The sequence below is a fragment of the Verrucomicrobiia bacterium genome (assembly GCA_023953615.1).
Lineage (GTDB): Bacteria > Verrucomicrobiota > Verrucomicrobiia > Limisphaerales > JADLHS01 > JADLHS01.
The window spans coordinates 1,360,578-1,381,976 of sequence record JAMLJH010000001.1; the positions used below are offsets into that span (position 1 = coordinate 1,360,578).

At 58.2% G+C, this 21,399-nt stretch carries 14 protein-coding genes; 10 read left to right on the forward strand and 4 right to left on the reverse strand.

Annotated features, from left to right (window positions below):
- The first annotated feature begins 31 nt into the window (after positions 1 to 31).
- From M9920_05735 to M9920_05780, 10 genes are all read left to right on the forward strand, one after another.
- On the forward strand, positions 32 to 850 hold the full coding sequence (locus M9920_05735; protein ID MCO5051785.1) for a phospholipase A: 819 nt from the start codon (positions 32 to 34) through the stop codon (positions 848 to 850).
- Between the two features lie 60 nt (positions 851 to 910).
- Positions 911 to 1,222, forward strand: coding sequence for a zinc ribbon domain-containing protein YjdM (locus M9920_05740; GenBank protein ID MCO5051786.1), 312 nt, complete (start codon positions 911 to 913; stop codon positions 1,220 to 1,222).
- A 131-nt stretch (positions 1,223 to 1,353) separates the two neighbouring features.
- The gene (locus M9920_05745; protein ID MCO5051787.1) at positions 1,354 to 2,586 is read left to right on the forward strand and encodes an argininosuccinate synthase; all 1,233 of its coding nucleotides are present in this window, start codon (positions 1,354 to 1,356) and stop codon (positions 2,584 to 2,586) included.
- A 66-nt stretch (positions 2,587 to 2,652) separates the two neighbouring features.
- Positions 2,653 to 2,901 carry a DUF4258 domain-containing protein gene (locus M9920_05750; protein MCO5051788.1) on the forward strand — a complete coding sequence of 83 codons (249 nt, stop codon included), beginning with the start codon at positions 2,653 to 2,655 and terminating at the stop codon, positions 2,899 to 2,901.
- A complete protein-coding gene (locus M9920_05755; protein MCO5051789.1) occupies positions 2,898 to 3,104 on the forward strand; it encodes a DUF2283 domain-containing protein in 207 nt (68 codons plus the stop codon). Before M9920_05750 ends, M9920_05755 begins: the two co-directional genes overlap by 4 nt.
- A 254-nt stretch (positions 3,105 to 3,358) precedes the next feature.
- On the forward strand, positions 3,359 to 3,682 hold the full coding sequence (locus tag M9920_05760) for a DUF4258 domain-containing protein (protein ID MCO5051790.1): 324 nt from the start codon (positions 3,359 to 3,361) through the stop codon (positions 3,680 to 3,682).
- A complete protein-coding gene (locus M9920_05765) occupies positions 3,679 to 3,912 on the forward strand; it encodes a type II toxin-antitoxin system MqsA family antitoxin (protein ID MCO5051791.1) in 234 nt (77 codons plus the stop codon). The genes M9920_05760 and M9920_05765 overlap by 4 nt, the downstream gene beginning before the upstream one ends.
- A gap of 385 nt (positions 3,913 to 4,297) precedes the next feature.
- Positions 4,298 to 4,975: an O-methyltransferase gene (locus M9920_05770; GenBank protein MCO5051792.1), complete on the forward strand. Its 678-nt coding sequence runs from the start codon at positions 4,298 to 4,300 to the stop codon at positions 4,973 to 4,975.
- Positions 4,972 to 5,697, forward strand: coding sequence for a single-stranded DNA-binding protein (locus tag M9920_05775; GenBank protein MCO5051793.1), 726 nt, complete (start codon positions 4,972 to 4,974; stop codon positions 5,695 to 5,697). Before M9920_05770 ends, M9920_05775 begins: the two co-directional genes overlap by 4 nt.
- 86 nt (positions 5,698 to 5,783) lie before the next feature.
- Positions 5,784 to 5,978 (forward strand): hypothetical protein, encoded by a 195-nt coding sequence (locus M9920_05780; GenBank protein MCO5051794.1) that lies wholly within the window; start codon positions 5,784 to 5,786, stop codon positions 5,976 to 5,978.
- A gap of 37 nt (positions 5,979 to 6,015) precedes the next feature.
- Here M9920_05780 and M9920_05785 read toward each other — a convergent pair whose 3' ends face one another.
- From M9920_05785 to M9920_05800, 4 genes are all read right to left on the reverse strand, one after another.
- Positions 6,016 to 12,447: a lamin tail domain-containing protein gene (locus M9920_05785; GenBank protein MCO5051795.1), complete on the reverse strand. Its 6,432-nt coding sequence runs from the start codon at positions 12,445 to 12,447 to the stop codon at positions 6,016 to 6,018.
- 231 nt (positions 12,448 to 12,678) lie between these two features.
- Entirely contained in the window at positions 12,679 to 16,539 is a 3,861-nt protein-coding gene (locus M9920_05790) for a carbohydrate-binding protein (GenBank protein ID MCO5051796.1), read from the reverse strand.
- A 160-nt stretch (positions 16,540 to 16,699) separates the two neighbouring features.
- Positions 16,700 to 20,812: a hypothetical protein gene (locus tag M9920_05795; protein MCO5051797.1), complete on the reverse strand. Its 4,113-nt coding sequence runs from the start codon at positions 20,810 to 20,812 to the stop codon at positions 16,700 to 16,702.
- A 185-nt stretch (positions 20,813 to 20,997) separates the two neighbouring features.
- Complete coding sequence (locus M9920_05800; protein ID MCO5051798.1) at positions 20,998 to 21,381, reverse strand: hypothetical protein; 384 nt, start codon at positions 21,379 to 21,381, stop codon at positions 20,998 to 21,000.
- Positions 21,382 to 21,399 lie beyond the last annotated feature (18 nt).

Below are 21,399 nucleotides of genomic sequence, written 5' to 3' on the forward strand. Positions count from 1 at the left end.
ACTGGTTGAAAGCACAATTAGTCAACAAACCATGCGCCCCCAAACCCTCCTCGCCGCAGGGCTGATCGCCGTCTTGCTGGCGGTCCCCGGCTCCGCCCAACTCAACGATGGCGTCGAGCCAGGCGCGGCGAAATCGGCAGCCACTTTCGATCCCGTGGCGTTTTTTAAGCGCCACATTTTTCCCTACGAACCCATTTACTTCATCGCCGGGCACAAGGATCCGAACGCCAAGTTTCAATTTGGATTTCGCTACCAGATTGCCGATTCAAATCAACCGTGGCTCAACGGATTCAACTTCGCTTACACCCAGACTTCGCTCTGGGATTTGAGCGCTCCCTCCGCGCCGTTCTTTGATTCCGGTTACAAACCGGAGTTGCTCTATATCTACGAAGGAATCCTCGGCGGCGGCGCAACCAACTGGTATCGTCTGGATCTGCAGGCGGGCGCACAACACGAATCCAATGGCAAAGATGGCGCGAACTCACGCAGTCTGAATATCGCTTATTTTCGCCCGACGTTGACGCTCGGTTATCCCGCTGGTCTGCACCTCACCGTGCAACCGCGCGCGTGGGGTTATTTGGGTGGTTTGGACGACAACCCCGACTTGGACGAATATCGCGGCTACGTTGATCTGCGCGTCATGCTCACTTACAAAGACCTTCAACTTTCGGCCATCGGCCGCATGGGGCACAAAGGCAATCATCCCAGCGGCCAGTTCGATCTGACTTATCGCCTCCCGGGAACTGCCGTCTATTTCGAGGCCCAATACTTCACCGGATACGGCGAAAGCCTGTTGCTTTACAATCGTCGCTCAGACATCGTTCGCTTTGGCTTTGCGCTGTACCGCTGAGGCGGACTCCGCACTGAAACCACCCAACCCAAATTACCGATGCATTCAACCACCTGTCCAATGTGTGAAACGACCGATTTATTGGCCTCCCCGAATCAATGGGAATGTCTTACCTGCGGTCACGAATGGGAGCGGCGCCCGGCTGCCGAAGAACCCACAGCTGCCCGCGTCGTCAAGGACGCCCACGGTAACGTGCTCGCCGACGGCGACTGCGTCATTTTGATTAAAGATTTGAAACTGGGCAGCTCCCAAGTGTTGAAAGGCGGCTCCAAGTCCAAACCCATCCGCCTGGTGGACGGCGACCACGAAATTTCCTGCAAAGTGGATAATATCGCCGTCGGCCTTAAAGCCTGCTTCGTGAGAAAAGCGTGAGTTGCGATTTGTGGCGGCGGACTGTGGCCGCCGCAATATTTTAGCGACACGCACAGAGGGCCGCGACATCGGTCATCATGGTTTCATTTCCGCTTTGCGCCCGCACCATTTTGTCGCTTTAATTTGTTCACATGAAAATTGTCTTAGCGTATTCGGGCGGACTCGACACCTCGGTGCTGCTCTCGTGGATCAAGGAAAAATATAATGCGGAAATGATCGCCTTCTGCGCCAACATCGGCCAGGAAGACGAGCTGCGCGGACTCGCCGCCAAAGCCAAAAAAACCGGCGCGTCAAAAATCTATATTGACGATCTCCAAGAGGAATTCGCGCGGGACTTCATCTTTCCCATGATCCGCGCCGGCGCCATTTACGAAGGCCAATACTTTCTCGGTACCAGCATCGCCCGACCGCTCATCGCCAAACGCATGGTTGAAATCGCGCGCCAGGAAAAAGCGCAGGCCCTCGCGCATGGCGCCACGGGTAAAGGCAACGACCAGGTCCGCTTTGAACTGACTGCCGCCGCGCTGGCGCCGGACCTGGAAATCATCGCTCCCTGGCGGGACGAACGCTATCGCCGCGAATTTCCCGGTCGCGCCGAAATGATTGCGTATTGCGCGAAGAAAAAAATCCCGGTGCAAGCCAGCGCCAAAAAACCGTTCTCCTCCGATCGCAACCTGCTGCACATCTCCTACGAAGCGGGAGTCCTGGAAGATCCGTGGCTCGATGCCAGCGCGCCCCAATACCGCGGTTGGTTCACCACGCTGTCCGTTTTTCCTGAAGACGCGCCCAACCGGCCGGAATTTGTCACGCTGGATTTTGTGAAGGGTGATTGCGTGGCCGTGAACGGCAAAAAGCTTTCACCGCTCGGCGTGATGCAAGCGCTTAACAAAATTGGCGGCAAACACGGCGTGGGCCGCGTGGACATGGTGGAGAACCGCTTCGTCGGCATGAAAAGTCGCGGCGTGTACGAAACTCCCGGCGGCGCCATCTTGCTGTTCGCCCATCGCCAGATGGAATCGCTCACCATGGACCGGGAAGTCATGCACCAACGCGACGCGCTGATCCCCCAGTATGCGCAACTGGTTTACAACGGATTCTGGTTCGCGCCGGAACGCGAAGCGCTCCAGGCTTACGTCGAAGCGTCCCAACGCAATGTGACCGGTACCGTGCGCGTGAAACTCTACAAAGGCAACATCATGGTCGCCGGGCGGAAGAGTCCCGTCAGCCTCTACAACCCGCACATTGCGACGATGGAAGCTGACCCAACCAAGGCCTATAACCAGGATGACGCCACCGGGTTCATTCGCCTGAACGGTTTGCGACTCAAAGTCGCCGCAAAGGTTCACGCGAAGAAGAAGCGTTAACCAGTTGGTGTACGCACTCCACGGCCTGATGCCCGAGGAAATCCAAACCGTGGCAGACGCAGCGAAATGAAATTGGTTTTCACAGAGCATGCCTTGGCGCGGCTGGCCAAGCGGCAACTCAAGCAGGAGTGGGTTGAACGCGCCGTCACGAGTCCAGCGCGGATTGGACCGGACGACGAAGACCCCGCGCTCGAACACCGGCTGGCAGCCGTGCCGGAGCTTGCCAACCGCGTGTTGCGCGTTATCGTATCCAAGGACGAGCCAAAACGCGTTGTCACAGCGCATCTCGACCGCAAAATGAAAGGCAAATCATGAAGCTGACCGTTGATCGCGAAGCCGATGCGCTATATCTCGACCTGGACGAATCGCCCGCCGCCGAGAGCGAGGAAATTTCGCCTGGAGTCATTCTTGATTACAACGCGGAAGGAAAAGTTGTTGGCATCGAAATGCTTTATCTTTCCAAGCGGGTCGCCGACGAAAAGCTCAAGCGAATGCAATTCGAGACGGTCGGCGCTTGAAATTCACCGCAGTGATTCTCGCCGCCTCGCTGGAACAGCAAAAGGCGGTGGAGCGATTGGTTAGGATTGGTTAGCCGTCTCCTTGCGGCGAAGGCGCGGAAAGGTAACACAGACATTCGTGCCTGTGAATCCGATTCTGTTGATCCACAGACAGGAAGGTCTGTGCCACAGTTGGAGCGAGAGATAGACCAGTTGGCGTCTGCGTTCCACGGTCTGATGCCGGAGAAAATTCAAATCGTGGAAGGTTCATTGAAATGAAACCACTCAATCTGGAATTGCTGCATGAGGCAATTCGCGCCGATCGCGTGCAGTGGCGGAAGCACATGCTGCAAAAGCTGGCTGAACGCGGCCTGACGCAGAACGCCGTGCTCGACGCGCTATTGACGGGCGAGCGGATTCGGGATTACACCGAAGATCGGCCCTTCCCAAGCGCGTTGTTTCTGGGTTACGTTGGCGGCAAGCCGCTGCATGTGGTGGCCTCGAGTGACGAAACGAACCGGCGCGCGTTCATCATCACCGCCTACGAGCCGTCGTTGGCTGTTTTTGAACCTGACTACCGAACGAAGAAAAAATCATGAGCGATAACCACGATCTTTGCCCACTCTGTGGCGGCAATAAAACGCAGGGCACAACCACGTTCACCGCCGATCTCGGAAGTGGAGTGGTCGTCGTGCGCCGGGTTCGCGCCACCATCTGCTCGCAATGCGGGGAGGAATGGATTGATGACGCCACCGCCCGCCAATTGGAGGGGATTGTTGACAATGCACGCGAGCGCCGCCTTCAAGTAGAAGTCGCGGAACTGAAATGAACCTTCAGCGCCACCTCGCGACTGCGGACGTGAGCTGGTAGGAGCAGGAGATAAACCAGTTGGCGACTGCGTTCCACGGTCTGATGCCCGAGGAAATCCAAATCGTGGAAAGCGCACAAAATGAACCCCAAAGGGATTCGATCCCTCAGTTCAGAATCGGCGCGAAGCGACTACCTTGGGTCGCTGGCGCGAATGTCGTTCAACTCTGAAAGGATTGCACTAAATCACGGCCACGTTGATGCAACTCCGTTGGGGTAATCCCATTTCCGTCGCCCAGCATCACAAATTGATGCCCAATCCCGATTGCTGATCCGCCAACAGCGAGCGGCTTAACTGAATTGCAACCTTGCATGGCGCGGATGACGGAGCACAATCTATTCTCGCTATGGATTCGTCACAATGGGAGGCGGTGGATCGTTACGTCACCAGCCAATTGATTCCTTCAGATGCGACGCTCGAAAAAGTGCTCGCCGCCCGCAAAGCCGCCGATCTACCGGCAATCGGCGTTTCCGCAACGCAAGGCAAACTGTTGCAGTTGCTGGCCCAATCGCATCAAGCGCGACGCATTTTGGAAATTGGGACGCTGGCCGGTTACAGCACCATCTGGCTGGCGCGCGCGTTGCCTGCCGACGGCAAATTAATCACGCTCGAGTTCGAACCCAAACACGCGGAAGTGGCGCAGGCCAATTTTAACGCCGCCGGATTGGCCGATCGCATCCAGCTCCGTTTGGGAGCCGCGCTGGATACGCTGCCTCAGTTGCGGGCCGAAGGCTGTGGACCGTTCGATTTTATCTTCATTGATGCGGACAAGGAAAATTATCCGGCGTATTGGGAGTGGTCGCTGAAATTGTCCCGGCCCGGCACTTTGATTGTGGCCGACAACGTCGTGCGTAACGGCGCGTTGGCCGATCCCCACAGCCTGGACGCACGGGTGCAGGCGATGCGTCGGATGCACGAAATGATGGGAGCGGATGCGCGCGTCAGCGCCACCACCATCCAAACCGTTGGCAGCAAAGGCTACGATGGTTTCACCTTCGCCATCGTTCTGACTGTCCAGCGATGAACGAAGCCCAAGCCCTGATTGCTGCCGCGCGGGAATTGTCGGCGCGCGTGGACCACATGCGCTTCAAACGCCCGGTCACGCATGTTTACAATCCGCTCGATTACGCCTGGACCGCTCACGCGGAATATCTGCGCCGGTTCGCTTCCGGGCCCAAGCGCGTGGTGTTTCTCGGCATGAACCCCGGACCGTTCGGCATGACCCAGGTGGGGGTGCCGTTCGGTGAAGTCGGCATGGTGCGCGACTGGCTGGGCATCGAAGCGCCGGTCGGCAAACCCCGGCACGAGCATCCCAAGCGCCCGATTCTTGGATTCGCCTGCCACCGCTCCGAAGTCAGCGGTCGCCGCTTGTGGGGCTTGTTCGCCGACCGTTTCGGAAGCCCGGAAAAATTCTTCACCAATCATCTGGTCGTCAATTATTGCCCGCTGACGTTCCTCACCGAAACGGGGGCCAACCTGACGCCAGATAAACTGTCCCGACCCGAGCAGAAAAAACTGTTTGCGGTTTGCGACGAACATCTGCGTCAGGTTTTGACGGTTCTGGAGCCGGAATGGCTGGTGGGCATCGGCGGCTTTGCGCGCAATCGCGGCGCCACGCTGAGTGACGAATTTCATTTGAAACTCGGGCAGATTCTTCACCCCAGTCCCGCCAACCCGATGGCCAATCGCGGCTGGGCGCAAATCGTCACGAATCAATTGATTGAAATGGGCGTGTGGAAAAAATAATCGGCGTGAGTCGTGGAGCTGAAATCCGCTATTCCCTTTGCGCGTCGGGCACGGTAAATCTTTGACCCAAGAACTGCGAACGTGAAGTGAAATCCGTCCTCCGTCCAAAGCGGCTGCCGATAAGTTGGTTGCTCTCGGCCCTGTTGCTCGGCGGATCACTCCTCAGTCCGGGTGCGGACGCACCTTCACCCGAAGCGGCAACCATCGCCTTGCACCGCGCCACCACTTACCTGTTCACCATCAACATGCGCCTCCTCGCCGATTACCTGCTCACCCGCTAACTAACCCGGAGTGACGCGCGTTCGCAGACTGCTGCGTTCAGGGTTCGGGTGGAGTGACGATACGAAAGTACCGGGAAAATTGATTGGTGGAAAGCGGCGCCGACACGATAACGACGCCGCTCTGGGCTGGGGCTGGAATCAGCATCAGGTTTTCCCAAACTCCATTCGGCGCATCGGCGCAGGACTGCAACGCGTAGGCGCGGGAGGACACGGCGTTAAATTCGATTTGCACCGTGGGCGGATTGCTGGCGGTGGTGGTAACCGCAACAATCTTCAATACGCTGGCCGGATCCCTCGGGTCGGTATCAGCAAGGTATTCCTGGTAGTTACTGTGCCCATCCAGATCAGGATCGGCATCCGCGCCGCTGACCGTCGGATTGGCCAACTCAACCGGCGTAAAGTGCTGCGCACGCCAAGTCTCAAAAGCCGGCCCTTGGACCTCGATGGTGACGTCGTCGGTGGCGCTTAAGCCGCCATCGCTGGCGGTCAGGCGGAGGACATAATTGCCCGACAACGAAAAGGTCGCAGTCGTCTGCAGAGCCTGGGCGTCGGCAAAGGTCGTCGTGCCGGGGCCGCTGATTTTGGACCAGTTCCAGGTCAACAATCCAGGCGGCACGGGCAAACCATCATCACTGACCTGACCGCCGAGCGCCACCGCTTCATTGAGATTGATGCTTTGGTCGGCGCCAGCATTGACCGTCGGCGCGACATTGGGAGGATAGCCGTTACCGGTCAAATACAAGTTGAAGCCCAAATCCGTGCTGGAACTGCTGACCTGATGAATGCGCGCCGCCAGAACATTGTCGCCTTCAACCAACAAGCTGGGATCAACCGCATGCTCGAAAAAGGTGGCTTCGTCAACTCCACCGACCGCGCTGCTGGCATAGGTCGTCGCGGTAAGGTCGCCCTCGGGCATGTTGCTGCGGAAAACCTCGACACCGTTGAGGTACACCACCCCGCCGTCGTCGCGCGCCAAACCCACTTTCAAGGCAGTGACGGAATCCGCATGACTGACTGTGAACTGGTGACGGAACCAAGTGGTCACATGGCGGTTGTCGGGATCGTTCCCGTAACTGACAATCGTGGCTTCGCCGTCGCTACCGTAGCCCAATCGCGCCGGACCACTGGACCACGAGGCGTCATTAAATCCAAGCGTGTTCCAGTCGGTCGGCAGGTCACCGCCCAAATCGTAATATTTCCAAACTGCACCGGCGGAAACAAAAGTCAGCGGCATGACATTGCGCGTCAGCGTTATGACCACATCACTGCTGGAAGACAACTCGCCATCGCTGGCGCTCAGCCGCAATTGATAAACGCCCCCACCGGAAAAGTAAGCGGAGGTGTCCGACGCCGTCGCATCAGCAAACCACACCGATCCGGGGCCGCTGATCTGCGACCAACCGGAGGTGAGTTGTGCCGGCGACGGCACCCCGTCATCACTCACGCTTCCGGATAACGACACTGCCACGGGCACACTCGAATAGGTTAGCTGCTGAGGATTTCCCGCATCCACTAGCGGCGCCCGATTACCCGTATTCGACACGCCGGGAGAAGCCGGTCCAGGACTCGTGCGCCAATTGATGGGATCGTTTCCATAGGCCGCAACATCCAGCCGCTCCAGCGAATGGCCGCTGCCAGCTGGCAACGCCGGCCACGGAGCCACCACGCCATAACGAACTTCATCCACGACAATTTCCGGCACCACGAGCTGTCCATCTTCGCCCAGATCGGGATTGTCCGGGCGCAGCAACTGCAGCCGTTCCCCGTTGCTTTGCAGGGTGCCGGTGAATGGGCCAAAGATCGGTACTTGCGGTGGCACATCGTAGTTGGCGCGGAACGCGGTCGGATCGCCGGAAACCACCAGCAAGTAACCCTGTGCCGCCAAAGTGACATTGGTGGGAAATTGGAAGCCAATGCCATTGATCCGCCAGGTCAAATCTGGATGTGCGGAATTGAATAACGTCACGGGCGCGGCGGTGAGATTGTGCAATTCAATAAATTGCGCCTGACCGGGCAATGGCGCGCAATGAATCTCGCTGATTACCACTGGCCCAACCAAAGGCCCGGCGTTGGTCGCTCCGAGTGACAGCGCTTTTTGAGCCGGATAATCCGCAGCGCCCGTGCTGAGCACATAACGACCAAAGGAAACTCCATTGGCGGCAGCGCCAAAGGCAAAGCCGTGGCTGTAACCGGTCAAATTCCCGGTCGCATCAGCTGAAAAGAGATAGATTTCCTCGCCGTGAGAACTGAGACGAAAGCTGGGCGGCACGCCGGGTTGGGGATTGAAATCGGTTTCGTCGAATACGACATAACCACCCGGAGGGATCACGGTGGCGGCGGGAATCTGAAATTGTTTCGGCGTCAACCGCTGGTCGCTCAAATACCAATGACCAACGTCCACCGGCACCGCATTCGGATTGTAGAGTTCAATGGCGTCTAATTGCGGCAGATCCGTGTGTGTCAAAATTTCGTTGATCAGGATCGGAGAAATATTCGCGGGCAGATCATCCTGTCCGGGGGAGCCGCCAACGGCACTGCTGCTGCGCCAGTTGGCTGGGTCATCGGGATCCGGATTGACGTTGGGATGCAGCGGCACCAGCGAGAAGCCGCTGCCATCCGCCGTCGTTGGCCAGGGCGGCGCGTCGGAATAAGCCACGGAGAAAATTGGCGTGCCAACCGCGTGCGCCAACGTCAGACGCTCGCCCGAATTCGCCAGGCGTCCCGTGAATACGCCATCCACTCGTACTCCCGGGTACTGATTCGTAAAGGCCACCGGATCACGCACCAGCACCACGAAGCCATCCGGTGAGAGCCGCGTGCCCAGGGGAAACGTGTATTGAATCCCTTCCGTGAAATGCACGCCGCTCAAATCCAGTTCTTCGCTGCCGACATTTTTGAGTTCCAAGAACTCGAGTTGTTCTTCAGTGAAATCCTCCGTGTCAGGCGGATGGTACATGATTTCCGTGATGATCAGGTCCGTGAACGTCTGGATCACGGTGAAAACGCTCGCGTTCAACGCACTCCACGTCGTACCGCTCAAGACGCGGGCTTTAACCTCGCCGGATTCGGCAAGCGTGACCGATCCGGTATAAACTTGAGCGGTGGGTGATATCGCCCCTCCCACCAGCCGCGGATCGGACCCATCCAAGGTGTAATAGATGGTGCCGCTGGAGGCGCTCAGGTTGAGTTTGAACCCATTGGTGATGTTGCCGCCAAACTGACTGAAAATCGGCGCCGCAACATTCGGATACAGGCCGGCCGCCCGCAGTTGATTCAGCACGACACTGCTGCGTTGTGGCAGGTAATTGTTCAGGCGGTCATTGACCGCGTTCAACCAGTTGGCTCGTGTCAGCGGCGGCTCGCCTTTGGCGTCGCCCCACCGGGCGGATTCACCCACAACCGCACGATCAATCTGGTCCGTCCGCTGTAGGAACAGCTCGCGCACGCGGGCTGGCGTCAGCGGTCCGTTGTTGAAAAAGTGGCGCTGCACATGATCCGCCACGCGCAGACGGAATTCCGCGTTGGCCATTAATTTTTGGAAGAGCCATTGCGGGCTGCTGTACCACACGGAAGTATCGCCGGCGACATAGGGTCCCAACCGATTTTGATTCACGTCCAACAGCGTATGTTCAGCGTCGTGGATGAAGAAACGGAAACCATCCGTCCCCAGCCGATCCCGAACGGCGTAAAAATTATTCGGTCGCTCGTTGCCGAGGAAATTGGAAATGGGCGCATCCAGATTCCCGCCGTAGTAGATGATGAGCATGTAATCAATCAGGTTGGGCACATCAAGCAAGTTGGCGAGGGCGAGATTGCGCGTGCCGTCGGGGTTGTTGCCTTGCACCAACTGGTAGGCCGCGTCGCTTGCAAATCCCGCCTTGGCCAATAGATACAACTGCGTCCACGCGTCCATGTTGCCATCGGTGGCGTTCAGCGTGTAGGGACCCGCCTCCACTTTGATCACGTCGTAGTCGGCTTCTTTTCCGCCCCAATAAGTCTCCGCGTAACTGGCCTCGGGCCGCTCACAGGTGTTGTACACCCCCCAATACTGGCCGTTGATGTAAAGGTGATAGTAATCGCCGCGCTCCGCGGAATGACCCAGGGCCAGTTGCAAGTCCCGATTGAATTGATCCCGAACAAAAATGCCGCGGCTGTCATGCTCAAAGCTCCAGGAATAATTCTGAAAAGTTCGCAAATCCACCTTGTCGAAACTGGCCGCGCCCCGGTCCCCAAACAGCGGATACTTCAGCTTGGCCGCACCGTATTCGGAACGGAAGAAGAGACGAAAGGCGTGTTTGGGATTGGCCGTACTCCGGCTGTATCCGCCCCGAATGCGAATTCCCGCAGGAATCTGAAAACCCGTGGTCCCATCCGGATAAATCAATTCCACGGAACACGGCCGCTCCCACGCGCGGCCATCCTGCTGCGGATTGGCATAAATTCCCGTGGTGGGGTTGAATAGGTCGGTGAGGTTCATCACGATGGAAAAACTGGGAATGGCCTTCAAATCGTTGGTCAGCGTGGCGGCGTAGGCGGGAGCGGTCGTTACATTCGGGTCCATTCCGTAGTCCACCACATTGGCGCCCCAACTTGATGGCCAGCCTGGCGGTGGCGCGCCGGTCGGCGACTGTTGAACAATATCCTGAACGAAGAAATAGGTGTGGGTCACAGCGGCCGAAGGCGCGGCCGCATCCAGGAACGCGGCGGCCCGGATTACCGTCGTTTGATTTATATTCAGAGGCGCGCTGTAAACCAGGCCGTTGGTCAACGTCGGCGCGGTGCCGTTGGTGGTGTAACGAATGATAGCCCCGGGAGTTGGCGTGGTGAGTTCCAAATTGAACGGGGCATCGTAGAAACCGCGTTCAACGCTGAATTGCGGCGGCGTCACAAAACCGCTCACCCCATCGCCATTCAGCGCCCCGGGAGTCGGCGTGGTGAAGTAAAGATCGGTAAGCGATTGCACTTGATACTCGACCAATTCCGGGTGCAGCAAAAAATTGACGTCGCCAGCGGCCTCATTCAAACCGTGGACCGCCAGCGTATTGACCCCCGGCACGAGCCGACCGATCTGATCGGAAAGATTAAATTCCTCTGCTGTCAGACTGGCTTGAACCGAGCGACTGTCGGTGGCGGTGGAATTCCATTGTGGAGTCGCCGGCGCATTTTGCCGGGCCACTTCCTCTCCATTCAAATAAGCGACAAACCCGTCATTATCCCGCATGCGCAGCACGAGCGACTCGAGTCCGGTTGGGTTGCTGACATTGAAGGGCAGGCGGAAATAAACGGAGCCGCTGACTCCTTTCATCTGCGTCTCGATATCCGTGACAATCGCCGCGCGCAAACTGCCGCCGCCGCCGCCGCTGGTGACCGGAGTCGCCCGCACCGTCAATCCGCCATGGGCCGTGTCTCCCACCAGGCGAAAGTTCGAACTATTCCAAGTAGTAAAACTGCCGGGCGCGGCGAATAGCTCCAACCCCGCTCCTCCGGCGCGCTCGTAGAAGACCAATCGCAGCGCATAATCGCCGGCGGCGGCAAAGTTAAAGGTGGCCATCGTGTCGTCCGGTGCGCGCTGGTTCGGATAAGCCAGTTCAAAAGCCGATCCGACATTTAACCGAAAGCCATCGTCGCTGTTCACGCCAAAGGTCCACTGACCGGGAGTCGGAATGTGAATGGTGGCTGTGACCTCGACTACAAAATCATCCACGTCGGCATCCATGACCAGGCCAGGAAAAGTCAGGTTATCCGCGTAATGCCCTTCACCACCGGTATTGAAATAATTAATGATCGAAACATTTTCACTTGTCACGCTCACCTGTTGCGCGGAATTGGCAAGAACGTCATCGGCCGTGGCGAGACTATCCACAATCACGTTGGCCTTGACGCACCGGACCGCAAAACCGGCAACCTCAGTTTCGTAACCGAGTCCGTTGGTACCGCTGGACCAGGTCGAGTCGTTAAAAGTGTGTTGCGTCCACGTGTCGCCCAACGCGCCGCTCGTCGGCACGAGATACCGGCCCGCAGTACCGGTCGGCAATAGCAGATTGGTGGTGACGAGTTGTCCCCGACCATAAGAAACATCACGGAATTGCGGCGGAAATTGAGGTGCAAACTCCGTGGCAGCGGTAACTCCGTCAGGATGGAATAACGCCAAATACTCGCCATCGGCGCTCAGACTGAAATTCGCGTGCAAAGGCGCTCCCGGAATGGCCCGGTCCTTGCCGGAAGCAAAAACCATGAGAAATCCATTGCCGGACAGAGTGACGGCGGGCAGCCGCCATTTGGTGGGTCGCGAGGCGTTATCCGTTAAAAACCAACCATTCAGGTTCACCGCACTACTGCTGGTATTTTGCAGCTCAATCCAGTCGGAATAATCACCATCCTCATCGGCCAAGGTTTTACCGTTACTGGCCATGAATTCGGAAATAATAACCTGTCCCTCGCTGGAGAACGCCACTAGGGAAAGCATCATTATCAGAAGCCAATCAAGCTGTCGTTGCCGCCGAGTAGGGTTGTGCATCACGCCGGGCAATATACCTCGCGCGAAAGCGGTGGCAAACGCTCTCTACCAGATTTGGAAATCGAGTTGCGAGTTGTGCAATGGAAAAGAAACACCCCTCCGCCTGATTTTCAGGCGAAGGGGTGGTGATCGTCAGTCGCGGCTCAGGAATACCAGATTCCGTTTCCCGAACCGCGACGGCCATTACTGGACATGCAACCGATAGAACCCACTGCCAGCCGCGGTTGAATCCGTCACTGACTTGACCGTGCCGTCGCCAGTGACTGGCGAACCCAGCGGTTGCCAGGTGGCATCGGTCAAGTGCTGCTTGCGCTCGATCTGGTAGGTCCGGCCCGCATCGGTGGCGAAGGAAATGACAACCCCGGCGGCAGCTCGTGTAATCGCCAGGCTGGGTGCCGGCGTGGCGGCGGGAGCCAAAATGAAGAAGTTGACGTTGTTGCCTCCGCTCGAGGTGAGCCGCAGGGTTCGAGCCGCCGCCCCATCAAAGGGCAACGAAACCAAATTGCCGCCACCATCTTTCAATCCTACCCAGGTATAAATTTGATAGCCTCCCGTCGCCGGGATGGTGAAGGTGCCCAACGCGGTAGTTGTCTGATTGGGCTGACTTGGATCCGAGGTGACCTCGGAAAGCGAGACATAACTAGGTCCGCCCGTGCCGTTCGCCGCCCGGAGATAGACATTGTAGTGCCCCTCTGGATAAGTGCGCGTGTAGTTACCCCAGAAGCCGTTATCGAACCAACCAACATTGAAATCCCCGTAAGGGAGATCGCGCCAAGCCCGCGCCACATCCCCGCAGGGTTCGGTGTTCAATCCCCATTCAGAAGGACGGTAATTACTGTTCCCGCCAGAATTCCAACCATGGAAGTCAACGTCCGAATAAGCGAATTGCTGGTAATAATCGTCTTGCGTGGGGTTGTCCACGAACCCTCCGTTATTCATGTTGAAGTCTTCGGCTTCAACGGTGAGAGAGGTCCGGCTAAAGGTGTCAAAAGCCAGATTGACCGTGTGGCTTAAGCCGTTGTTGGCTTCCACCGTAATGGACGCCGTATGCGCCGCATGTTCTGATAGATTGGGATAGCTTACGGCCCAAGCCGTCGGAGAACCTTGGAACACCAGGCCGGATACCGTTTGGCCATCAATCTTCACTTGGACATGGGATTGTTCTATGCCTGCCGAGGAAGCCACTTTGAAACTCAGCTTGTTCGTCCCCTGTTGAATCTCGGCCCCGTTAGGATACACCTCCGTGATGGTGGGGATGCTGGGGTCCACGGGGAAGAATGCGTAGAAGTTCGCATTGTTGCCACCAACCGCCGTCGCCCGCAGAGTCACTTGTCGATCCCCTTCGATCTCGACGAGGTTGCCAAAAACATCTTTAAGCGGCGCCCAGACGTAGTTTTGCCAACCACCCGTGGGCGGAAACGCAAACGTGCCCTGATCAACCAGCGTTTGCTCATAATCGCCCAATCCCTCAACCACCTCGGCCAGGGAGATTTCACTGGGCGTAGAGTTCCCCGTGGCTGCTCGAACATAAACATTGAAGTTCCCTGCGGGCAGATTTCGGGTGTAATTTCCCCAATCACCGGGGTCAAACCAGCCGACGTTGTAGTCTGTCTGTCCGGCAGCAACGTACTGTGAACGCGCCTGATCAAAGGTCTGTTCTGTGTGCAGGCCGGCATCCCGGTAGTCGGTATTGCCGCCGCCGGTATCGTGTGTATCCACGCCCTCAGCCGCCAGATCCGCGAGCGCCGCGCGGCTGTAAGCATTGATTCCGGCACCGGGAATGAATTGTCCATAGCCGTAGTCGAAATCTTCGGCCTCGAATGAGTAGGCCGGTTCGAGCGTGCCAAACCGGAACGCGCTTTCCAAAGAATTGCCGTTGCCACTAACGACGCGAATCGTGACTTGGTATTCCAGGATATCGGTGCGCAATGGCGACGATACAGTCCGAGACTCCGCCGTGCCACCCACGGTCAATCCGTTACCAGCCGTCAGATTCGTTGTGCCGGTCAATCCACTACTGGTGCGATAGCTTAATGAGACCGAAATGTCTTCGGGTGCAATGGTCGAACCTGCCGATTCCGTTTTGAAGGACAGAGTATCGGTAGCCTCGATGAGCAACGTGCCGTCTGGATGCAAATCCGTAATGGTTGGAACACTCAAATCCGCCGGGAAAAATGCGCAAAAATTCACATTATTACCACTGGTTGCTGTCATCCGCAGGGTTACGGTCCGGCCGCCTTCGATGGTGACTAGTGACCCGTCCGCAGCCTTTACCGGCACCCACGTATAGACCTGCCAACCGCCCATGCCGGGAATGACGCCCGTGCCGAGGGAGGCCAAGGTTTGATCCACGGTACCGACGCCGCCGGTTACTTCGGCCAATGAGATGCCTCCGCCCGCAGCATTTCCAGAAGCGGCGCGCACATAAATATTGAACGTGCCCGAAGGCAGGTTGCGCGTGTAATTACCCCAATCACCCGCATCAAACCAGCCCACATTGTAGTCGGGTTTTCCCGCGTCGGCATATTGCGCTCGAACCAAATCGCCCGTGACTTCCGTATGCAGACCGGCTAACCGATAGTCGGTATTACCGGTAAGAATATCACCCTCATGGGTATCCACGCCCTCCACCGGCTGCTCAAGGAGATCAGTGCCGTTGTACGCGTTAATCGCTCCATTGGCAATGAACTGCCCCAAACCATAATCGAAATCCTCAGCCTCGAAGGAGAACGCCGGGTTGGCCGTGCCAAAGCTGTAATTCGCCACTGTTATCTTACCGTTGGCATCGGTCGCTTCAATCGTTGCCTGACAACTGTAAGCGTCGGTGCGTAGTGGCAAAGAAACACTCCGCTCCGTTCCCGTGCCCTCCACGACCAGTCCACTCGTTGAAGTCACGATGGTCGTTCCCGTCTGCCCGGAAGTGGTCTTGTAGTTCAAGGTGACGGAAATTCCTTCGGGAGCGACGGTGGAACTCGATGATTTGACCACGAAAGTCATGGTGTTGGTAGGCTGAATCAACTGGGCGCCATTGGGATAAACATCCTCGATGGTCGGGGCGGCGGTATCCACGGGAAACAGCGCAAAGAAGTTTGCGTTTTGTCCACTTAACGCAGTTAAACGCAACGTCTGCGTAGAACCGTCGAGAGTTACTGTGGCCAGATTTCCGTCCGACTGCCGCATGGCCCGATAGCGGTAGGTCTGCCAGCCCTCACTGGAAAACGTAAAAGTGCCGAGCACGGTGGTGGTTTGGTCCGGTTGACTGCGGTCCGAAGTCACCAATGATAACGTGGCGGAACCGATCCCGCCGGCATCGCTGCCCACGCGGTAATAGACGTAATACGTGCCCGCCGGATATGGTCGCGTGTAATTTCCCCAATCGCCCGCATCAAACCAACCCACATTGTAGTCAGTCATGCCCGTGCCCATGTACGGAGCGCGCTTAGTATCGCCGTTACCTTCCGTGAACAGCCCCGCGTCCCGATAAGCCTGATTTCCGCCGCCGCCGAGATTACTGTCAAACACATCCACTCCTTGAACGGCTGGAATCGGCTGAATATCGCGGGCATAACCATTGGTTTGCGGCTCCGGCACCCATTCGCCCGCATTGAAATTGAAGTCTTCCATTTCGACCACTACCGCCGGGGACAGGGTGTCGAAGTTCACCTGGCTGACGGCGGATTTATTACTGGCATCGCTAACATTAATTGTCACCGAATAGCCTACCACGTTTAAGCTCAGCGGAGCGGTTACAGTGCGTTCCGTCGCGGTACCGCCCACGGTCAATCCGGAGGTCGAAGTCAGAGTGATGTCCCGAATCAGGCCGGCGGTATTTGTCGAAACAAGCCGTACGGAAATCCCCTCGGGATTGATATTGCCGCCATTAGCCGTAACGCCAAAACTCAACTGGCTGGACGCTTGGAACAGTTGGTTGCCATTGGGGGAGATGTCATGGATCACCGGTTGGGCCGCCAAGGTCCCGGCGATGAACAGCGCGCCCAGGCCAACGCCCAGACACCGACCGATATAGAGGGTGGTTTGTTTCATATCATTACTTGTTGCTCAGATTTCGTTTACGCGACAACGCACGACTCCAAGTCTTGCGACGTTACCCGCGCTGGCTGGTTTTTTTACTATTGGGCGAATCCTAGAGATCGCGCCACTAAAACGCAAGTAAAAAGTCTGGAGCTTCTCCGTTCCCGCAGAGCTACTGGTTCAACAGGGGCGGCGGCGCGGACGGCGGTGTTTCCAAATTTGCTGCCGCGCGTTTCCAGAAACCGCCCTGGCTGAACTGCGTCCACGCCCATTTCAGCCAGCGAATCAAGGCCCCAGCCAGCCAAAGCGCCCACGCCAACATCAACAACCGGTAGAACCAGACGGTCACGGAAATCACGACCGGTTGCGGCAGTTCGTGGCCGCTGCGCGGTTGAAACCATTGCAACCAGGTGCGCGTCGAACCGTTGCCGCGAATGAACATCTCCGGATTGCCGAGCAGACCTTCCGTCACCGTGGCCACGAGAATGATCAGCGTCGCCAACGTGAAACCAGCAAGGAAAACTTGAAACAAATTAAAACGCCACGAAGGCAGGGCCTGCGGATTCTTTCCCCGCCACGCGACGAGGAAAAACCAGCCAACCACCACCAGTCCGGCGGCGACGTAGGTTTGCGTCAACCCGAGCATCAGCAGCAACCATTGCCAGCGACCGAGCGGCGAAAGTTTCAGTCGTCCCAATATCCAAGCGGCCAGAAGGGCCACGAGCAGCACGGTCCAAAATCGTACCGCCGGCCCGCGCAATGGCCCCGCCGTCCCGAGCACCCAACGGCTTTCCGGCACTTGCAGCACGGTGGTGATGTTCGCTGCCTCGACCGGCAGTTTGACGCTGTCGGTCCGGGCGCGGAAGGTCAGCGGTTCGTTCGCGCGCCATTCAATGTTCAACACCTGGCTGCCCGGATGCACTGGGATAATCAACTTCGCCCCGTCGCGCCGCACGGGAATGGCCTGCTCATCCTGCTTGAGGGAAGCAATCTCCGCCTGCGGATCAAGCTCGAGCACAAAATCGTCGCCCAGGCTGGCCTCGACGTTGAGCGTGAGCTTCGAGGTGCGCTGGCGGCTGCCGAGGGAAATTTCATGGTTCACGCGCCGCACCGTGATCGTGTCGCCGCTCACGGCCTCGGGTTTGCTGAAGGTGAGCACCACGCTTTCGCCCGGCCACGGATGCCACACCGGCGCGAGCGTGGTCTCGGTGGCTTCAAACACTGGCGCGAGGCCGGAGATGGCCGCGTTCCAGACCGGGGAAGTCACCAGTTGCCAGCGCTCGACCCAACGATCCATTGGCTCGGTCGTGAGCGCGATTTTCTGGCCGACGGGTAGTTCGCTTTCCCAGGCGAACTCCGCCTGGCCCGCCGCCAGTCGCACCTCGGCCCAGCCCGCTTCGACCACCACGCCGCCCGTCAGCACCTTCTCGCCCGGCAACAACGGAATGCGCAGTGAGATGGCCTTGCCCGGTGACGACAGCCGCGCCACTACGTTATGAACCTGCCATACCAGGCCGATCTCGAGGTGACGATTTACCGCCACGATGGCGTTGAAATCCTTCCGGTCATACTCGATCTCGCCTTTGATTTCTTTTCGTTGTCGCGCGAAGAAGACCTGGTTTTCCGGCACGCCGTTCGGGCGCACACCCGTCACCGTCCAACCGGGCGCGGTGATGGCCACATGGCGCGGCTTCAACAGGAACGTCCATTCCCATTCGGTCGCCGCGGGCAGCAATCCCTCCACGCTGACTTGATGCACTCCCGCGGGAACGATCATCCAGAGATAACCATCGCTACGCCGCAGCACGATTTCCGGTTTGCCATCCAGTTTCACCGCGACCGGCGACCACGCGGGCAGTTTGCCGGGCAACGGCACGGCAACCCGGACGGCGGCGTGGATTTCCGCGTTCATCACGATGCCGCCATCCGTCAGTTGCAGTTCCACTGCGGGAATCTCGGCGGCGCGCGGGTAGGCATCGGACGGTTCGAGCAGCCGCTCGCGCAACGTGTTCAGCATCTCCTGGCCGGGGAGTTGCGCCGACGATTGGATCGGCGTGAACAGCGCGAATAACAATATCGCCGCGCCAGCCGTTGCGGTGGACGTCCGACCTGATTTCGGATCGCCAGTGGACGAGTCGCGGCGGCGCAACAGTAATACGCCCAACAACACCAGCAACCCTACGCGCAGCACGGACAACACGCGATGTAACGCCAGCGGAATGAAAATGGGACGGAATTTTTCATCGGCGGACACCGGGCCATTCCAACCAAAATTCACCTGATTCCAACGCCATTCGGGCTCCGCCGGACCGGTCTGGATTTTGGCTTTGGCGTCGTATTGTAGATTGGCCTCAAGTCTCGCCGGAGAAACTTTACTGACGATTTTGCTCAAGCCGTCAGCTGAGGAACGCCGCCCCGCTTCGATGCCGCTGTCCGCGAGAGCTTCGGGCACTACGGTGAGATCCACAACCGGCAGTGGGGCGGCGACCGACCTTTGTGCCTTGGCTCTTCCACCCGTCATGTCTTCCCACCAAAAAAGTGAATGCGTGCCGTAGCTCTGTCCTTGTTGTTCCAATTGCGGATGCAGGACGCCTTGCAGTTGGGTCGTGATGAACGGCGTCAACCAGAGCAGCAGGGCGATCACAGCCACCCAACGCCAGCCGTCCAGCAATTTGCGCATGATCCCCGGCGGCACCACGCGCAGCAGCGCGAGCGGCACGAGGAGAAAAAACCAAACCAACCGCGGCGCCCACGGTTCCTGATAGGCCAGACCAAAAGCCAGCAACGCGATCAATCCCGCGCGCCAGCCCCACATTTTGAATACCGCTAGCGAAAAGATCAGCAGCAGGAACAAATCGAGCAACGTCCAGGCGCTCAACCAGTCGCCCGCCACCCAGTCCGCTCCGAACAACGCGAACAATCGCCAGCCGGGCGGTAGATTCACCGTGATGTTCAATCCGTCGGCGGGCGCGCGCCAGCCGGTGGCCGGGATGGCGCTCACGCGCTCCGACCGGCCAATCGCCTGCAACTCCAGATTGCGCGCGCGAATTTCCACGCCGGGCGCGCCGTTGGCTGGATTCACGGTGATCAACTGCGGCTGCCCGCCAATCTTTGCCGCACCCAATTCCTGACCTTCCGCCGCATCCAGCCGCCAGATTTGCTGCATCGCGCCGTTGACCTGATCGCGGAACGTCAGCCCTTGACCATTTTCATCGAGCCACAACACGCGGTTGATCCGCAGCCCCTCCGGCTTTTGCAGGCCCATGCCGCGCATTTTTTCCACCAGGCGAAAGGCTTGGTCCGTCGGCCATTGATACACCGGCAACGTCCGCCATTTTTGCGGGAAGGTCGTCTGTGAAACATCCACCAGCGCCAAGCCTTCCAGCTCGGCCAGGCGGAACTCGGGCAACGCGCGAAAGCCCACCAACTCGGTGGCGACCACCGGCTGCGCGCCGGCGGCGAATTTGATTTCACCCGCGTCAACCGTGCGAAAAGCATCCACGTGAATGACCCATTTGCCCGCGCGCACCTGGGCTTTCAAACGACCTTGATCATCCACCGCCACGGGCACCGGCGAGTCCACATAGGAAAGATTCCAACCGGCGGGCAGCGCGTGGCCCAACTCCTCCTCCCGGCTCTTCCCGGAAACGCTCAACTCGATCTCAGTGCGCAGCCACAACGGAATGCCGTCCTCAATCACCCGCCAGACCTGCGCGGTCATCAAGTCCTTGTCGGTGGCTTCGACGCGAACGCGTTTGAGCCAGAGATTGCCGGTTTCGTCCCAGTTCGGAATCTCGACCTTTTTGCCTTCGAACACGAGCGCCAGCACTCCGACTTCGCGCGGAATGTGGATGGCCTGCGGCATTTCCGTTTCCCAACGGAACGCGCCAGAAATCTGATGGCGACCCGGCGCGAGTTCGATGGCGGGCTGCTGTCCCCGTTCCACTACCACCACCGCCGTGCCGCCGTCGGTTACGTTGATTGGCCAGACCTCGCCCCCGCCTGGCAGCGGCACCCACGTCTTGCTGAATACGGTGACTTCCAGCGCCCAGGTCGCGGCTTTCTGATCCGCCTGCAACGACAATTGACCGGGCCAGAAACAGACGTGCTTGGCGGCATCGTTGAAGGGCGTCGGACAATCCCGATGCTTGGCGTCCCAAGTCGCCCAGTCCTGCCAATCTTTCAATTCGGCGGGGAGCTGGCGTTGCGCGACGGCGTTGAGGTTGGCGATCAGAATCATTCCGAGGACCGCCCCCACCCGGATCAATGTGGTGAACATTTTCATGGGCAACTTGTGGCCGGATGCTGACTCAGGTGGAAAGCGAACGCAAGCTGCGTTTACAGCGGAGAAAGCAGCGGCACTGCGGCAAGGACCGGAGCCGGGTCAGTCCACGTTTGGACTCCTGTCCGTTTGGCCAGCGGGACATTTCCGTGTCGGGCTGGCGGTTGAATCGCTCGTGGCGACCGGCTTTACTTTCTGCGGATGTAATTATCGAGCGCTTGAGCAGCTTGGGTGTCGCCTTGCGTTTGCGCGTTTTGGAGCAAATCACTGATGGTCATCATGGCGCGACTGGTGACAATGCCCTGTTCTTTGCTCATGCCTTCAATCACCGAAAGATTCTGGATGGCCTCGAAGGCCTTGCCAAAATTCTTGGCTTGCAGGGCGGTGACGATCTCGGCGGCGAGTTCCTTGGTCCCGGCGGGTTTATCCGCGGCAAAGGCTTTCTCAATTTCGCCCGCGACTTCAGTGTCAGCGAATGGAGTTGGCGGCGGTACGGTGCGATTGCAACCCAATCCACCCAACACGGCCAACATCATCGCCATGGCGATTCCCTTCAGGTGCAGCTGGTTCATAGAAATTTGTGGCAAGAG

Coding starts and splice junctions, on each gene's coding strand:
- M9920_05760 (MCO5051790.1), top strand. CDS start 3,359: ATGAAACCACTCAATCTGGAATTGCTGCATGAGGCAATTCGCGCCGAT.
- M9920_05755 (MCO5051789.1), top strand. CDS start 2,898: ATGAAGCTGACCGTTGATCGCGAAGCCGATGCGCTATATCTCGACCTG.
- M9920_05735 (MCO5051785.1), top strand. CDS start 32: ATGCGCCCCCAAACCCTCCTCGCCGCAGGGCTGATCGCCGTCTTGCTG.
- M9920_05775 (MCO5051793.1), top strand. CDS start 4,972: ATGAACGAAGCCCAAGCCCTGATTGCTGCCGCGCGGGAATTGTCGGCG.
- M9920_05800 (MCO5051798.1), bottom strand. CDS start 21,381: ATGAACCAGCTGCACCTGAAGGGAATCGCCATGGCGATGATGTTGGCC.
- M9920_05765 (MCO5051791.1), top strand. CDS start 3,679: ATGAGCGATAACCACGATCTTTGCCCACTCTGTGGCGGCAATAAAACG.
- M9920_05740 (MCO5051786.1), top strand. CDS start 911: ATGTGTGAAACGACCGATTTATTGGCCTCCCCGAATCAATGGGAATGT.
- M9920_05750 (MCO5051788.1), top strand. CDS start 2,653: ATGAAATTGGTTTTCACAGAGCATGCCTTGGCGCGGCTGGCCAAGCGG.
- M9920_05795 (MCO5051797.1), bottom strand. CDS start 20,812: ATGAAAATGTTCACCACATTGATCCGGGTGGGGGCGGTCCTCGGAATG.
- M9920_05790 (MCO5051796.1), bottom strand. CDS start 16,539: ATGAAACAAACCACCCTCTATATCGGTCGGTGTCTGGGCGTTGGCCTG.
- M9920_05785 (MCO5051795.1), bottom strand. CDS start 12,447: ATGATGCTTTCCCTAGTGGCGTTCTCCAGCGAGGGACAGGTTATTATT.
- M9920_05745 (MCO5051787.1), top strand. CDS start 1,354: ATGAAAATTGTCTTAGCGTATTCGGGCGGACTCGACACCTCGGTGCTG.
- M9920_05770 (MCO5051792.1), top strand. CDS start 4,298: ATGGATTCGTCACAATGGGAGGCGGTGGATCGTTACGTCACCAGCCAA.